The organism is Mesorhizobium sp. IMUNJ 23033, assembly GCF_044778005.1.
Classification (GTDB): Bacteria; Pseudomonadota; Alphaproteobacteria; order Rhizobiales; family Rhizobiaceae; genus Mesorhizobium; species Mesorhizobium amorphae_A.
Map to the genome: position 1 here is coordinate 142,622 of NZ_JBJACT010000004.1, position 15,680 is coordinate 158,301.

15 protein-coding genes and 1 pseudogene are annotated in these 15,680 nt (G+C 64.4%); 9 read left to right on the plus strand and 7 right to left on the minus strand.

Annotation, left to right across the window (positions count from 1 at the left end; all coding sequences use genetic code 11):
• Positions 1-2 precede the first annotated feature (2 nt).
• The 5 genes from ACFX5Q_RS05910 to ACFX5Q_RS05930 all read right to left on the minus strand — a co-directional run bounded on the left by ACFX5Q_RS05910 (position 3) and on the right by ACFX5Q_RS05930 (position 5,124).
• Positions 3-749, minus strand: coding sequence for an aspartate/glutamate racemase family protein (locus tag ACFX5Q_RS05910; RefSeq protein ID WP_404276467.1), 747 nt, complete (start codon positions 747-749; stop codon positions 3-5).
• A gap of 8 nt (positions 750-757) precedes the next feature.
• The gene (locus ACFX5Q_RS05915) at positions 758-1,576 is read right to left on the minus strand and encodes an ABC transporter permease (RefSeq protein ID WP_404276123.1); all 819 of its coding nucleotides are present in this window, start codon (positions 1,574-1,576) and stop codon (positions 758-760) included.
• A 1-nt stretch (position 1,577) separates the two neighbouring features.
• Entirely contained in the window at positions 1,578-2,492 is a 915-nt protein-coding gene (locus tag ACFX5Q_RS05920; protein WP_404276125.1) for an ABC transporter permease, read from the minus strand.
• 219 nt (positions 2,493-2,711) lie between these two features.
• Positions 2,712-4,001, minus strand: coding sequence for a PotD/PotF family extracellular solute-binding protein (locus ACFX5Q_RS05925; protein ID WP_065518292.1), 1,290 nt, complete (start codon positions 3,999-4,001; stop codon positions 2,712-2,714).
• 34 nt (positions 4,002-4,035) lie between these two features.
• Positions 4,036-5,124: an ABC transporter ATP-binding protein gene (locus tag ACFX5Q_RS05930; protein WP_404276127.1), complete on the minus strand. Its 1,089-nt coding sequence runs from the start codon at positions 5,122-5,124 to the stop codon at positions 4,036-4,038.
• A 263-nt stretch (positions 5,125-5,387) separates the two neighbouring features.
• Here ACFX5Q_RS05930 and ACFX5Q_RS05935 point away from each other — a divergent pair, with 263 nt between their 5' ends.
• Together ACFX5Q_RS05935 and ACFX5Q_RS05940 are read left to right on the plus strand one after the other, a co-directional pair.
• The gene (locus tag ACFX5Q_RS05935; RefSeq protein ID WP_404276129.1) at positions 5,388-6,101 is read left to right on the plus strand and encodes a GntR family transcriptional regulator; all 714 of its coding nucleotides are present in this window, start codon (positions 5,388-5,390) and stop codon (positions 6,099-6,101) included.
• A gap of 131 nt (positions 6,102-6,232) precedes the next feature.
• Positions 6,233-7,099, plus strand: coding sequence for a hypothetical protein (locus ACFX5Q_RS05940; protein WP_404276131.1), 867 nt, complete (start codon positions 6,233-6,235; stop codon positions 7,097-7,099).
• Positions 7,100-7,183: 84 nt separating this feature from the next.
• Here the strand turns inward: ACFX5Q_RS05940 and ACFX5Q_RS05945 are convergent, their stop codons facing one another.
• A complete protein-coding gene (locus ACFX5Q_RS05945) occupies positions 7,184-7,507 on the minus strand; it encodes a hypothetical protein (protein WP_404276483.1) in 324 nt (107 codons plus the stop codon).
• Here ACFX5Q_RS05945 and ACFX5Q_RS05950 point away from each other — a divergent pair.
• Positions 7,418-8,087: pseudogene (locus ACFX5Q_RS05950) on the plus strand (hypothetical protein). The gene ACFX5Q_RS05945 and the pseudogene ACFX5Q_RS05950 overlap by 90 nt on opposite strands.
• Positions 8,088-8,096: 9 nt before the next feature.
• Here the strand turns inward: ACFX5Q_RS05950 and ACFX5Q_RS05955 are convergent.
• Positions 8,097-9,311, minus strand: coding sequence for an ROK family protein (locus ACFX5Q_RS05955; RefSeq protein ID WP_404276133.1), 1,215 nt, complete (start codon positions 9,309-9,311; stop codon positions 8,097-8,099).
• 211 nt (positions 9,312-9,522) lie between these two features.
• On the opposite strand from ACFX5Q_RS05955, the gene ACFX5Q_RS05960 reads away from it, so the two are divergent.
• The 6 genes from ACFX5Q_RS05960 to ACFX5Q_RS05985 all read left to right on the plus strand — a co-directional run bounded on the left by ACFX5Q_RS05960 (position 9,523) and on the right by ACFX5Q_RS05985 (position 15,604).
• Positions 9,523-10,761, plus strand: a complete 1,239-nt coding sequence (locus ACFX5Q_RS05960) for an extracellular solute-binding protein (RefSeq protein ID WP_404276135.1) — start codon at positions 9,523-9,525, stop codon at positions 10,759-10,761.
• Between the two features lie 80 nt (positions 10,762-10,841).
• Positions 10,842-11,726, plus strand: a complete 885-nt coding sequence (locus tag ACFX5Q_RS05965; RefSeq protein ID WP_404276136.1) for a carbohydrate ABC transporter permease — start codon at positions 10,842-10,844, stop codon at positions 11,724-11,726.
• Positions 11,726-12,571, plus strand: coding sequence for a carbohydrate ABC transporter permease (locus ACFX5Q_RS05970; protein WP_404276137.1), 846 nt, complete (start codon positions 11,726-11,728; stop codon positions 12,569-12,571). The genes ACFX5Q_RS05965 and ACFX5Q_RS05970 overlap by 1 nt, the downstream gene beginning before the upstream one ends.
• A gap of 2 nt (positions 12,572-12,573) precedes the next feature.
• Positions 12,574-13,590, plus strand: a complete 1,017-nt coding sequence (locus tag ACFX5Q_RS05975) for an SIS domain-containing protein (protein WP_404276138.1) — start codon at positions 12,574-12,576, stop codon at positions 13,588-13,590.
• The gene (locus ACFX5Q_RS05980) at positions 13,591-14,529 is read left to right on the plus strand and encodes a carbohydrate kinase family protein (protein WP_404276140.1); all 939 of its coding nucleotides are present in this window, start codon (positions 13,591-13,593) and stop codon (positions 14,527-14,529) included.
• On the plus strand, positions 14,516-15,604 hold the full coding sequence (locus ACFX5Q_RS05985; protein ID WP_404276142.1) for an ABC transporter ATP-binding protein: 1,089 nt from the start codon (positions 14,516-14,518) through the stop codon (positions 15,602-15,604). Before ACFX5Q_RS05980 ends, ACFX5Q_RS05985 begins: the two co-directional genes overlap by 14 nt.
• Positions 15,605-15,680 lie beyond the last annotated feature (76 nt).

Here is a 15,680-nt window from a genome sequence, read left to right on the forward strand (position 1 = left end):
GATCACTCGGCGGCGACGGCATCAGGGGCAAAGGATTCCAATGCACCAAGATAGGGCTTTGCCAGCGGGTTTGCATAGGCACCGCGTTTGGATGTCGACAGGCCAAGTGCAATCAGCGCCTCTGCCTGTTTGACGGCGGCGCCGACGCCGTCGATCACCGGAACGCCGAATTCCCGCTGCAGCTCTGCCGCGAGATCGGCCATGCCGGCGCAGCCGAGCACGATCGCCTCGGCGCGATCCTCGTCGAGCGCGCGCGCAATCTCGCCGCGCAGTTTCTCGGCCGCGCCCGAAGCCGGGTCCTCAAGCGCCAGTACCGGAATGTCGGCGGCGCGAACGCGCGCCTGGCCGGCCATGCCGTAGCGCTGCACCAGCGCCTCGACGGGAACCCACGACCGCTTGGTCGTCGTCACGACGGTGAAACGCTGGGCGATGAACGACGCTATGCTGAGCGCCGCCTCGCAAATGCCGACGACCGGGATGTTGGCCATGGCGCGCGCGGCGTCCAGCCCGGTGTCGTCGAAACAGGCGATGATGGCCGCCTGCGCCCCCGCGCGCTCGCCGGCAGCGATCTCGACCAGCAGGCCCGGTACGGCCAGCGCCTCGTCATAATAGCCTTCGATCGACGCCGGCCCCATGGATGAGGTGACGGCGACGACTTCGGTCGAGGCGCCGGCGACAGATCGCGCGGCGGCGCCGATCGTTGCGGTCATGCTGGCCGTGGTGTTCGGATTGACGACAAGGATCTGCACTGCGGTTCTCAAGCCCTTGCCCGGCGGCGGCCGACATAGAGGATGGCGCCGAGCGTCAGCAGGATCACCAGGAAGGAGAACACGGTTGTCACCGTGCCCAGCGCGTAGAGCACCGGCGTCGTCACATTCGTCGTCATGCCGTAGATTTCGAGCGGCAGCGTGTTGAACGTGCCCGAGGTCATCAGCGTGCGCGCGAACTCATCATAGGAGAGCGTGAAACCGAACAGGCCCACACCGATCAGGCTGGGCGCGATCATCGGCAGCACGACATGCGCGAAGGTCTGCCAGGAAGATGCCCCGAGGTCGCGCGCGGCCTCCTCATAGGCCGGCGAGAAGCGGTTGAAGACGGCAAACATGATCAGCACGCCGAACGGCAAGGTCCAGGTCAGATGCGCGCCGAAAGCGGATGTGTACCAGGCCGGCCGAAAGCCGATCTGCTGGAAGACGACGCCGATGCCGAGGCTGATGATGATCGACGGCACGACGAGGCTGGCGACGGCCAGATAGAACAGCGCCGTCGCGCCACGAAACCTGCGGCGGAAGGCGAGGCCCGCCAGCAGCGACACCACGACGGTGACGACCATCACCATCACCCCCAGCACCAGCGAACGCTTGAAGCTGCCGCCGAAATCGCCGACCGCCTGGCGCTCGAAAAGATTGGCGAACCAGTGCAGTGACACGCCATTGAGTGGAAACGTCAGTCCACCATTCTCACCCTGGAAGGACAGGATCAGGATCGCCGAAAGCGGGCCGTAGAGGAACAGCACGAACAGCGCGAAGAAGACCGCCAGCACGTAGAATTCGAGGGTGCGCTTCTCGTGGTTCACGTCAGAGCTCCTTGCGGATGTCGACGATGCGCAGGATGCCGGCGACCATCAGCAGCACCAGCACCAGGAGCACCACCGCGTTGGCGGCGGCGGCCGGATATTGCAGCAGCGACATCTGGTTCTTCATCATCAGCGCGACCGAGGCGCTCTGCCCGCCCGACATCACCTGCACCGTCGAGAAGTCGGCCATGACAAGCGTGACGACAAAGATAGTGCCGATCGCCATGCCGGGTTTGGCCAGCGGGATGACGACGTTCCACAGCACCTGCCAGCCGGACGCGCCAGCGTCGCGCGCGGCCTCGAACAGCGAGCGGTCGATGCGCATCAGCGTGTTGAAGATCGGCGTCACCATGAACAGCGTGTAGAGATGCACCATGGCGAGAACCACGGCGAATTCGGAATAGAGCAGCCATTCGATCGGCTTCGGCACCAGGCCCATATGCACCAGCGTCGAGTTGATCAGCCCGTTGCGGCCAAGCACCGGGATCCACGAGATCATGCGGATGATGTTGGAAGTCAGGAACGGCACCGTGCAGACCAGGAACAGCACCATCTGCATGGCCGTGGTGCGGATGTGGAAGGCAAGGAAATAGGCGACCCAGAAGCCGATGAACAAGGTCAGCGCCCAGACGATGACGGCGAATTTGATGGTGTTGAGATAGGTCTTCCAGGTGACCCAGGAACCCAGCACGTCGGAATAATTGGTGGTCAGGAAATCCGGATACATGGCGGCGAAGTCGTAGTCCCAGAAGGAGACGACGACGATCATGACGATCGGCAAAAGCAGGAACGCGCCGAGGATCAGCGCCAGCGGCGCCGACTGCAGATACGGCGCGACGGCGCCGAACGAGAAGCGGCGGCGTCTGGCGGGCTTGGCCACCGTCGTGGCCGCAGGCTGGTCGAGAGCCACGGTCATGGGGAAAGGCCTCCTGACTCGCAATCCTTCGCGCCCTCCTCTGTCCTACCAGACATCTCCCCCACGAGGGGGAAGATTGAACTCTCATAACTGCCTTCGCCAATCTCCAACGTTGCTAAGGAAGAGCCGGCCATGAAGCTGCCAATCTCCCCCCTTGTGGGGGAGATGTCCTGTAGGACAGAGGGGGGCGCGAAGGATCGCACAGTGAACGCGTCCGCTTTACGCCGCGATGAACTCGTTCCAGCGCTTCACCATGTAGCGGTCCTCGTCCATCACCGAGTTCCAGCAGGCGACCCTGCCCATGCGCTCTTCGAAAGAGCCGCCGTCGCGAACCGCGCCGGCCTTTTCCATGACGGTGCCGTCGGGCGCCTTGATCTCGCCCTTGGCCGGCTTGCCCTCGATCCAGTAGCCCCATTCGTCCTCGGACATGAACTTCTTGGCCGAGACCATGTTGGCCGAGTAATAGCCCTGGCGGTTGAGATAGCCGCCGACCCAGCCCGACGTGTACCAGTTGATGTATTCATAGGCCGCATCGAGCTCAGCACCCTTGAGATGGGCAGCCAGGCCAAGGCCGCCACCCCATGAGCGATAGCCTTCCTTGAGCGGCTGGAAGCGACAGGGGATGCCCTTGGAGCGCACGGCGGCGACGGCAGGCGACCACATCGACTGGATCACCACTTCGCCCGAAGCCATCAAATTGACGCTCTCGTCGAAGGACTTCCAGAAGGCGCGGAACTGGCCGTCCTGCTTGGCCTTGATCAGGAAGTCGATCGTCTTGTCGATCTCTTCCTTGGTCATGTTGCCCTTGTCGGCATATTTGATGTTGCCCATGGCTTCCATGATCATCGCCGCGTCCATGATGCCGATCGACGGGATGTTGAGAATCGCGGTCTTGCCCTTGAAGGCCGGGTCCATGATGTCGGCCCAGGTGGTGATGTCGCGGCCGACGAGGTCGGGGCGGATGCCGAGCGTATCGGCATTGTAGATGGTCGGCACCATGGTGAACCAGTTGGTCGGCGCCTTGGCGAAGACCTTGCTGTCCTGCGCCTCGACATAGCCTACCGTGTGCGGCGCCGTGCCCTGGGCAATGACGCTGTCCGGCGTCAGCTTGCCGGTTTTGAACAGCGGCACCAGCTCGTCGTAATATTTCAACTTGCTGACATCCATCGGCTGCAGCACGCCGGTGGGGAACACCTTCTTGCAGATCCAGTATTCGATGTCGGCGATGTCGTAGCTGTCGGGCTGCGTCACCGCCCGCTGGGCGGCGGCGTCGGAATCGGTCGCCGTCATCTCCAGCGTGATCCCGAGATCGGCCTTGCACTTGTCGGCGATGGCGTTGAGGTTCGACACGCCGGTGCCGAATTGGCGCAGCGTGATGTTCGTCTGCGCCCAGATGGTCGGGAAGCCGGTGATCGCGCCGGAGCCGGCGGCAAAACCGACGGCGGCGGCACCCGTCTTCAGCAGCGAACGACGTGAGATTCCTGCTTTCTTGTTTGTTGTGTTGGTCATGGTCAGTTCCCCTGTTCTGGTTGGTTATGCTGGTTCAGGAATCGAGACGGCCAAGGACGATTGCGTCCTCGGCATCCCATGCAATCGGCACCGCATCGCTGACGGCAACCGGTTTGGTGAAGAAGTCGGTGTCGTCGACGATGACAGTGAAATCCTCGATGCCGGCGCCGTTGACGGAGAGCTTCACGGTCGAGCCGCGGTATTCGACGTTGGCAACGATGCCGGTGAAGCCGAGCCCCTTAGCCGGCGGCTCGCCGATGCGCACGTGGTCGGTGCGGATGGCGATGTCGATCGGCTCGCCGACCTCCCGGCCCTGCCCGCTGGCCGCGAGCGAAGGACCGCCCGGCACGTCGAACACCACCATGCCGTCGCGGCTGCCGGCGACGCGGCCAGAAACGACGTTGTGGTCGCCCATGAAGCGGGCGACGAAAGCGGTGGCTGGCCGCTCGAACACCGTGCGCGGATGCGCCGCCTGTTCGATGCGGCCGTCATTCATCACCACGATCAGGTCGGCCAGCGCCATCGCCTCTTCCTGGCTATGGGTGACGTGGACGAAAGTGATGCCGAGCGAGGTCTGCAGCTTCTTCAGCTCGGCGCGCATGCGGATCTTCAGGAACGGGTCGAGCGCCGAAAGCGGCTCGTCGAGCAGCAGCGCCTCGGGATCGGTGATCAGGGCGCGGGCCAGCGCCACGCGCTGCTGCTGGCCGCCGGAAAGCTGCGCCGGACGGCGCGCCGCATAAGCCTCCATCTGCATCAGCTTCAGCATGTCGAGCGCCTTGGCTCGGCGCTCCTCCTTGCCGACGCCCTTCATCTTCAGGCTGAAAGCGACGTTGTCGATGAGATCGAGATGCGGAAACAGCGCATAAGACTGGAACATCATCGCCGTGCCGCGCTTGGCCGGCGGCAGGTCGGTGACGACGGTATTGCCGAGGCGGACGTCACCGCTCGAAATGCTCTCATGCCCGGCGATCATGCGCAGCGTCGAGGTTTTACCACAGCCGGACGGGCCGAGCAGGCAGCAATAGGTGCCTGCCGGGATTTTCAGGCTGATGGCCTCGACGGCAGTCGTCGTTCCATAGACTTTCGAAACGGACACGATGTCGATTTCGGCGGCTTTGGACATTCCGTTCCTCGCTTTGGTCGCATGAACCAAAGCATCATGCGTGCCAATTGCCCGCGGCGATCATCAAGTAATTGAATCCCTGCAAGAATCGGCATCGAAGCCCCTGCCCGAGAAAACAGCACCCTTGTGCGATGCACAAATTATGGGCGATTGTCAGCGATGTCGGCAGAAATCGTATGCAATCTTTTTCCAAGATCGCGTTCACTTTGGCTCTCGTCCAAGTAACCCGATTCAGGCTAGAAGGGTTTTGGGACCTTGCCGCCATGAACATAGCCGACCAGACATTCCCTGCTATCGACGGCGCTAACGAGGATCGCGCCCAGGCGATCCGCGACCAGCTGCGCGACGCCATCGTCGACCGCCGTCTGGCGCCCGGAACCAAACTGTCGGAGGGCGAGGTCGGCACGCTGTTCGACGTCAGCCGCACCGTGGCACGCGCAGCCCTGCAGATGCTTTCCTTCGAGGGTCTGGTGCGCACCGAGCGCAATCGCGGCGCCTTTGTCGCCAACCCTTCGCCGGAGGAAGCCCGCCAGGTCTTTGCCTCACGCCGGCTCATCGAACCCGGCATCGCGATCGCCGCCGCCGGTCGCATGACATCGGCTGACGTCGCTGCCTTCAAGACCCAGCTCGAGGAAGAGGGCCGCTTCATCGCCGAACGCGGACCAACCGCAAGACGATCGGAAATCAAGGCATCGGGCGATTTCCATCTGCTGCTGGCATCGGTGGCCGGCAACGTCATCCTGCAGCGCTTCATGGAGGAACTGGTTGCGCGCTCCTCACTGGTGATCGCGCTCTACGGCCGCTCCGGCATTTCGAGCTGCGGCCACAACGAGCATTTGCAGATCCTCGAGGCGCTCGAGGCCGGCAATGCCGACCGCGCCAGCGCGCTGATGCTGCACCACATCGACCATATCGAGGCCGATCTCGACCTCCGCGTCAGGAGCGGACCGGCGCTGAGGCAAGCGCTCGAATTCTGAAAAGCGCTCTGCATGCCGGCTGCGATCCGTTTGGACCTTTTGACGGGTTTTCGGCGCTGGACACAGACGGTTAAGGCTGAAAATGTGATGTGTGTTTCACGGTTCGGGGGGCTGAATCGGAGCACTGGAGGATGGCGCTGAAAGCCGAAGATATTGCCGGCCATCCGGCGTTGCACCGCGCTGTTCAGGCACAGTCGCGGGCGCTGATAGAGATCTTTGAAACGAGCCCGCGGCTCGCCGCCGTGTTTGCCACCCAGCAGCGCTGGCTGATGGGCCATGTCGGCCTTGCCCTGCATTTCAGGCGCGATCCGCGCGACCGCCATACCGCGCTGACGACGGCGCGTTTCATCGAGGCCATACGCCGGGATTCGGTCGCCAGCCGCAACACCGCCGAAGCCTTCCTCAAGGAGATGCTGCACTACAAGATCGCCGAATATCTTTCGACGAGCGAGGACGGGCGGGCTCATCCCATGCAGCCTACGGCGGCCACCGTGCAGACATTCACTGGCTGGGTCCTCGCCCATCTACAGACTCTGGACAGCCTCGACGGCGGCAGCCGCTTGTCCACCTTTCTCGATCATCCCGAAAAGCTCGCCAAACTGCAGCCGCTGGTGGCCGATGGCCTTTTGGCTTCGGCGCCGGTGCGCGAGCCCAAGCAGACCTTCTCGCTGTTCATCTGGCTCAACAATGGCGGCATCGTCATGGACTGGCTGATGTCCGGCATCGACCCCGAGAATGCCGGGCTCGACCAGATACCGACCAGTGTGGTGTCGATCGGCGAGTTTGCCAGATGGCTGAAGCTTTCGCGCACCCACCTCGCCCGCAAACTGCACGACGCCGAGGAACTCGGCAGCATCGGCTGGGCCGGCCAGCGCGGACATTCGCTGATGTGGGTCTCGAAGGGGTTCTACCAGGAATATATGACCGTACAGGCGGCCAAGCTCGCCATCGTCGATGCCGCCTTCGAAGCCTGTTTTCCGCCATCGGAAGATCGCTGAGCACCGCCCCCGCGCACGCCTGATCATGTCTTCGGCATTGCCGGTCCGCAGTCTGGCGGCGGCAAGTGGAAACTGCTATCGCCGTCAGATCGTCACGAGACGTGAGCGGGATCTGGGGGGATGGCGCTGAACGCTGAAGAGATTTCCGGTCATCCGGCATTGCACCGCTATGTCCGGGCGCAGGCGCTGGCATTGCTCCAGGCCTATCAAGGGAACCCGCGTCTTGCTTCCGTCTTTGCCACCCAGCAGCGCTGGCTGATGGCACATACCGGGCTCGCTTTGCACTTCAGGCGCGATCCGCGCGACTACCGCAAGGAGCTGACGACCGCCCGTTTCATCGACGTGATCCGCCAGCACCAGGTGGCCAGCCGCAACACCGCCGACGCCTTCGTCAAGGAGATGCTGCACTACAATTTCATCCAGCTTGTGCCGGCGAGCGAGGATGGGCGCATTCGGCCTCTGCAACCAACGCAGCTCACTTTGGAGGCGGTGACGGGCTGGATGCTTGCCCACCTGCAGACGCTGGACAGCCTCGACGGCGGGGGCCCGGTTGACCCGGTTCCTCGAGCAGCCCGCAATGCTGGCCAGATTGCAGCCGCTGGTGGCGGAGGGCCTGCTTTCCTCCAACCCGGTGCGCGAACCCAGGCAGACCTTTTCGCTGTTCACCTGGCTGAACAATGGCGGCGTCGTCATGGACTGGCTGATCTCGGGCGTCGACCCCGATCATGCCGGCCTGGACCATATCCCGACCGGCGTGGTTTCGATCGGCGACTTCGCCAGATGGCTGAAGCTCTCGCGCACGCATCTGGCGCGCAAATTGCGCGACGCCGAGGAGCTTGGCAGCGTCGGCTGGCTCGGCCAGCGCGGCAATTCGGTGATGTGGGTGTCGAACGACTTCTACCGCGAATACATGACCGCCCAGGCCGTCAAGCTCGCCATCATCGATGCTGCCTTCGAAGCGTGTGTTCCGGCATTGGCGGACAGCTGACGGCCCAACTCAGAATCCTCCGGCCCGTGTCTTCAGGATCGCGGAGAAGCGCGGGTCGAAGGCGCGGCTGATCGGCTCGGCGGCGGCGCCGAGCGCAATCGACCAAGGATCGGTGATGCCGAGCTGCAGGCGCGGCAATGTCCGTCCGGGCCGGTCGGCGATCGACGGCAGCAGCGGCTGCATCGCCTCCAGCAGGCGGCGGGCCAGCGTCTCCGGCGCGCCGCTGGTCAGGATCACCGTCTGCGGATCGAAGATCGTTTCGATGAGATGCACGCTCCAGCGCAGATCATGCGCCGCCCCCTCGATCCAGGCCATGACCTTCGGATCCTCGGCCAGCGCCAACGCGCCCATCCGCTCATAGAGGTGCGCGTCGGCGGCATCCAGCCCGAGATGCTGGTAGAGCGAGGCGAGCGAGGCGCGGTGCTCGAGCGGCGTCGAGCCCGGGCCGGCCGGCGACAGCAGCGCCCTGCCAATCTCGCCGGCATTGCCGTTGCCGCCGGTGTAGAGCTCGCCATTCAGGATCAGACCTGCGGCGATGCCGTAGCCGACATAGAGGCAGACCGCGTGGTCGACACCGTGCGCGGCGCCGACGATGCGCTCCGCCGTGGCACAGGCGGCGGCGTCGTTCTGCAGCCCGACGTTCAATCCCGTGCCTGCCGCCAGCGTTTCCAGCAAAGGAAATTTCTGCCAGGCCGGCATCATCCATTTGTCGTCGGAATTCTTCAGCCCGAACGGGCCGGGCATGGCGACGCCGAGGCCGACCAGCCGGCTTTCGGACTGGCTGGAAATGCCGGCCAGCTCGCGCCGGACGCCATCGATGAGGCCGAGGATGATCTTGACGCCTTCAGACGGTTCGTCGAGCGGCAGGTTCGCCTCGGCCCGTGTCAGCACGCTGCCGACCAGATCGACAACGACCGCCCGTGTCAGATGCCGGTCGATCTGCAGCCCGATGGCGAAGGCGCCTTCCGGAACCAGCCTGTAGGGGGTCGAGGGCTGGCCCCTGCCCTTGCGCACCGTCTCGAGGGCGACGACCAGCCCGTCGCGCTCGAGATCCTCGATGATGTTCGAAACCGCCTGCTTGGTCAGCTGCGTCGCCCGCGCCAGGTCGGCTCTGGACAGCGCGCCGTTGAGCCGCAGCGCCTCGATCATGACGCGGCGGTTATGCGCACTGGTGCCTTCCTGGTTGGTGCCGCTTTTGGCGCGGATCGAGCTGTTTTCGTTCACCGGCGTTTCCCTCTTGACACCATTAAAGGATTGATCAACTAATTAAGTCAAGCGGATTGACTTAATAGCGAAGCCGAGCGCTCCATAAGAAGACGGCCAGGGCTCCATGCCTATCGCCTCCGGTCGCTCGAGCAAGCCCAGGTCACCGCGACATCAATTCGGGAAGGCGATGCAACGCCGACTCGCCAACGCCGGAAATGGGAGATGACAAATGCTGAAATCAATCGGTAAGACGCTTCTGGGCGCGGTCTTCGTTGGAGGACTGCTGGTTCCCCACGCTTTCGCCGAAACAACGCTGAACGCGCTCTTCATGGCGCAGGCCGCCTACAGCGAAGCCGACGTCCGTGCCATGACGGATGCCTTCGCCAAGGCCAATCCCGACATCAAGGTCAATCTCGAATTCGTTCCCTATGAGGGCCTGCACGACAAGACAGTGCTCGCGCAGGGCTCGGGCGGCGGCTACGACGTCGTGCTGTTCGACGTCATCTGGCCGGCCGAATATGCCACCAACAAGGTGCTGGTCGACGTCTCGTCGAAGATCACCGACGAGATGAAGAAGGGCGTGCTGCCGGGCGCCTGGACCACCGTCGAGTATGACGGAAAATACTATGGCATGCCCTGGATCCTCGACACCAAGTACCTGTTCTACAACAAGGAAATCCTGGAGAAGGCCGGCATCAAGAGCCCGCCCAAGACCTGGGACGAGCTGAGCGAGCAGGCCAAGATCATCAAGGACAAGGGCTTGCTGGCGACACCGATCGCCTGGAGCTGGTCGCAGGCCGAAGCCGTGATCTGCGACTACGCCATGCTGGTCAGCGCCTATGGCGGCGATTTCCTCAAGGACGGCAAGCCGGACTTCCAGAATGGCGGCGGGCTCGATGCGCTGAAATACATGGTCGCCAGCTACAAGTCGGGTGTCACCAATCCGAATTCCAAGGAATTCCTTGAAGAGGACGTCCGCAAGGTGTTCGAGAACGGCGACGCCGCCTTCGCGCTCAACTGGACCTACATGTACAACATGGCAAACAACCCGAAGGACAGCAAGGTCGCGGGCAAGGTCGGCGTCGTGCCGGCGCCGGGCATTGCCGGCAAGAGCGAGGTATCGGCCGTCAACGGCTCGATGGGCCTTGGCGTCACCGCGGTCTCCAAGCACCCGGATGAAGCCTGGAAGTACATCGAGTTCATGACCTCGCAGGCGACGCAGAACCAGTACGCCAAGCTCAGCTTGCCGATCTGGGCGTCGTCCTACGACGATCCGGCCGTCACCAAGGGCCAGGAAGAACTGATCGCCACGGCGAAGGTCGGGCTTGCCGCTATGTATCCGCGGCCGACGACGCCGAAATACCAGGAGATGTCGACCGCCCTGCAGCAGGCGATCCAGGAATCGCTGCTCGGATCGGCTACGCCGGAAGATGCCTTGAAGACGGCTGCCGAAAATAGCGGTCTTTAGGTCGGACTTTTGCCAGACGGGCGGCCTCGTGCCGCCCGTGCTATTTCTGAAACAGTGATGACCTGGGAGAGGCGCCTCCGATGTCGGGCACCTGGATGACGACCCGTGCGTGGCTGCTGATGCTGCCGCTTCTCGTGGTCATGGTCGCCGTCATCGGCTGGCCGCTCGTCGACACTGTCGGCCTGTCCTTCACCGACGCCAAGCTGGTCGGCACGGCGGGCAATTTCGTCGGCATCGACAATTACACCAAGATGCTGTCCAGCTCGAACTTTTCACGCACGCTGGTCACCACGACCTGGTTTGCCGTCGCATCCGTCGCCATCGAAATGGTGATCGGCGTTCTGGCAGCACTGTTGCTGAACCAGGAATTTCGCGGCCGCACCTTCTTGCGGGCGTTGATGATCCTGCCCTGGGCGCTACCGACCGTGGTCAACGCCACGCTCTGGCGGCTGATCTACAATCCCGAATATGGCGCGCTGAACGCAGCGCTCACGCAGTTGCACCTCATCGACGCCTACCGCTCCTGGCTCGGCGAGCCGGGAACGGCGTTGGCGGCGCTGATCATCGCCGATTGCTGGAAGAATTTTCCGCTGGTCGCCCTGATCGCGCTCGCCGCCATGCAGGCCGTGCCGCGCGACATCACCGCCGCTTCGCTGGTCGACGGCGCCGGGCCGTTCGCGCGTTTTCGTTTCGTCATCCTGCCCTATCTCGCCGGACCGCTGATGGTGGCGCTGGTGCTACGCACCATCGAGGCCTTCAAGGTCTTCGACATCATCTGGGTGATGACGCGCGGCGGCCCGGCCAACAGCACGCGTACGCTGTCGATCCTCGTCTACCAGGAGGCCTTCTCCTTCCAGCGCGCCGGTTCCGGCGCCTCGCTGGCGTTGATCGTCACCTTGCTCGTCACCGTGCTGGCGCTCGCCTATGCCGCACTGGTGAAGAAGACCGCCGGGAGTGCCACCTGATGGAACGCAAGAGCCCCGCCTTCACCGTCTTCATCTATGCCTGCGCGGCCCTGCTTGCCGTCGTCATCCTGGCACCGATTGCCTGGCTGTTCGTCATGAGCATCTCGCCGGCCGCCGACCTTGCCGCCAAGCCGCTGCGCTGGTGGCCGCAAGCGGCTGACTTCTCCCGCTACCAGCAATTGCTGTCGACGGCCGAAAACAGCGCAGGCGCAGCCTTCACCGCATCGCTGCGCAACAGCCTCGAGATCGCCGGCATGGCGACGCTTGCCGCACTGCTGCTCGCCATCCCTGCCGGCTGGGCGGTTTCGCGCACGCCGTCGATCGGCTGGTCGCTGTCGATGGTGATCGCTACCTATATGCTGCCGCCGGTGGCGCTGGCCGTGCCGCTCTATATGGGGCTTTCCTATCTTGGCCTGCTCAACAATGTCTTCGGCCTGGCGGTGGTCTATCTGACCATCCTGGCGCCCTTCACCACCTGGCTGATGAAGTCGGGTTTCGACGCCATCCCGCGCGAGATCGAGGCGGCGGCGATGATCGACGGCGCCGGCCTGTTCCAGACCCTGCGCATCATCACACTGCCGCTGGCGGCACCCGTGGTGGCGACATCGGCGCTGTTTGCGGTGCTGCTTGCCTGGGACGAGTTTTTCTACGCCTTGCTCTTCACCTCGGACCAGCGCGCCAAGACGCTGACGGTCGCCATCGCCGATCTCGCCGGCGGCCGCGTCTCCGACTACGGGCTGATCGCCACCGCCGGCGTGCTCGCCGCTCTGCCGCCGGTGCTGATCGGCCTGGTCATGCAGCGCGCGCTGATTTCCGGCCTCACCAGCGGCGGCGTGAAAGGATGATAATGCCTGCAGGAAAACCCCGCCCGGCTGGCCTCCTCGCGATCGACCGCGAAATGGCGCGCCAGCATGCAGACGCCATCGCTTCATTCCAGCAGAACGCGACCATCGCGGCAAAGGTCGCGGCCGCGATCCGGCAGAGCGGCCGTTTGCTCCTGCTCGGCATGGGTGGCTCGCATGCGGTCGGACGGGCCGTCGAACCGCTCTACCGGGCGCATGGCATAGACGCCCTCGCATTGCCGCTCTCCGAGCAATTGGGACAGCCGCTGCCGCTCGCCGGCAGGACCGTGCTCGTCACCTCACAGTCCGGCGAAAGCGCTGAAGTCGTCAGATGGTTCGCAGAAAAGGGCGATGGTGCTGACGCCTTCGGCCTGACGTTGGAAAGTGCCTCCTTCTTTGCCAGAACCGCGCCGAGCCTGATCGGCGCCGGCGGCACGGAACTGGCCTTCGCCGCGACCCGCAGCCTGACCGTAAGCTTCGCCTTGCACCTGGCGATCCTGGCGGCGCTCGGCGACGATCCGGCCGCCGCCCTTGCGGCGCTGGAAGCCCCTGAAACCGTCGATATCGACATCGCGCTTGCTGCCTTGAGCGGCGTGACGACCATCGTCACCTCCGGCCGTCGACTGCAGGGCCTCGCCGAAGCGCTGGCGCTCGGCCTCACCGAATTGTCGCGGCTGCCTTGCTTTTCCCTCGAAGGCGGCCAGCTTCGCCATGGACCGATGGAGATGCTTGGCCAGCGCACCGGCGTCATCCTGTTTCGCGGCGACGACCCGACGGCGGAACTGGTGACCGCCATGGCCGTCTCCGTGGTCGAAGCCGGCGCGCCGCTCGTCATTTTCGATTCCTCCGGACAGGCGCCGGTCTCTGGAGCCGTGACGCTCGCCCTCAAGCCGGCTTCGGGGCTCGCGGCGATCTTTGCCATGCTGCCGGTGGCGCAGCGCCTTATGATCGCCTTCGCCGACGCCCGCGTCGACGATGCCGGCACGCCGGTCCGCTCCACCAAGATCACCAGGAGCGAATGAATGCGGCCGCTTGCGGTGATCGGCAACGTCAATGTCGACCTGATCGTCGGCCCGGTCGCACCGTGGCCCAAGGCGGGGACCGAGACCGTCGTCGACCATGACGAGTTGCGCGTCGGCGGACAGGCGGGAAACACCGCACTTGCCTGGCAGGCGCTGGACGTCGACTTCGACATCGCCGCCAATGTCGGCGACGACCAGTTCGGCCGCTGGCTGCGTGAAGCCTTCGGCTACCGCGCCGAAAAATGGCCGATGCGCCCCGAGGGCACGACACTGTCGGTCGGCATGACCCATCCCGACGGCGAGCGCACCTTCTTCACCACGCGCGGGCACTTGCCGCGCCTGAGCCTCGCCGACGTCATCTCCGGTCTCGACGGCAAGCGGCTGTCGGGCGGATGCGCACTGCTCTGCGGCGCCTTCCTCACCGACGATCTCACCCGCGACTATGACGCGTTCTTCGACTGGGCGGACAGGCATCGCATCGCCGTGGCGCTCGACACCGGATGGCCGATCGACGGCTGGACGGCGGCGAACTGCACGGCTGCGCTTGCCTGGCTGTCGCGCTGCGAGCTGGCGCTGTTCAACGAGGTCGAGACGCTGACCCTTGCTGCGTTGGAAGACCCCGTCGATGCCGCGCGCGAGATCAGGTTCGGCATGAAGAAAGGCGCCGTGGCCGTGGTCAAGCGCGGACCGCAAGGCGCCCTCGCCGTCGGGCCGGATGGCGCCCTCGTCGAAGCGCCGGCGCCCGACGTGAAGGTCGTCGACACGATCGGCGCCGGCGACGTCTTCAACGCCGCCTTCCTGGCGGCACTGACGCGCGACCAGCCGCTGGCCTCGTGCCTCTCCTTCGCGACACAGGTGGCGTCTCGCGCCATCTCCACTTTGCCCCGCAACTATGGCGGAGCCCTGCAATTCGAGGACGCCAGCCATGAGCGCGCTTGAAATCCGCGACATCCGCAAGAACTACGGCGCCGTCGAAACGCTGAAAGGCATCGACATCGCCCTGGAAAGCGGCGAGTTCCTGGTGCTGCTCGGCTCGTCCGGCTGCGGGAAGTCAACGCTGCTCAACATTATCGCCGGGCTCGCCGAAGCGACCAGCGGCGAGGTGATGATCGGCGGCCGCTCGGTGCTCGGCGTCCACCCGAAGAACCGCGACATCGCCATGGTCTTCCAGTCCTACGCGCTCTATCCGAACCTCACCGTTCACCGCAACATCGGTTTCGGGCTGGAGATGCGCAAGGTTCCTGTCGCCGAGCGCGACAGGGCGGTGCGCGACGCGGCGAAACTGCTGCAGATCGAACCCCTGCTCGACCGCAAGCCTGGCCAGCTTTCCGGCGGCCAGCGCCAGCGCGTCGCCATCGGCAGGGCGCTGGTGCGCAAGCCGCAGGTCTTTCTCTTCGACGAGCCGCTCTCCAATCTCGACGCCAAGCTGCGCCTGGAAATGCGCACCGAGTTGAAGCGCCTGCACCAGATGCTGCAGACCACCGTCGTCTACGTCACCCACGACCAGATCGAGGCGATGACGCTGGCAACGCGCATCGCCGTCATGCGCGACGGCAGGATCGAGCAGCTCGGCACGCCCGAGGAGATCTACAATTACCCGGCGACGCTCTATGTGGCGGGTTTCGTCGGCGCGCCGTCGATGAACATGCTGCAAGCAACAGTCGAGAATGGACAGCTAGCCATTGCAGGCTCGGACGCGCGGCTGACGCTACCGGCCGGCTTCAGGAACGCGGCGCCGAACGGCGCGCCGGTCATTGTCGGGATCAGGCCCGAGGCGCTTCGCCTGGCAACCGGCGCCGCAACGGAGTTCTCGTTGCCGGTCGAGATCGACGTGGTCGAACTCACCGGCCCGGAACTGGTCACCACGGCCCGCATCGGCAGTCAACGGCTGACAGCTTGCCTGCCGCCACGCGCCCGCGTCGCCAAGGGCGAACCATGCGCCTTCACCTTCGACGAGGACGCGCTGCGCCTGTTCGACCCGGCGACCGGCAAAGCCTTCGAAACAGCCCGCTAAACGCAAAAGCCGACAACGCCTCAGGCGTCGTCGGCTTTTGTTTGACGGTTCGGCGGTCAAGGCCGCCAGAACGGGA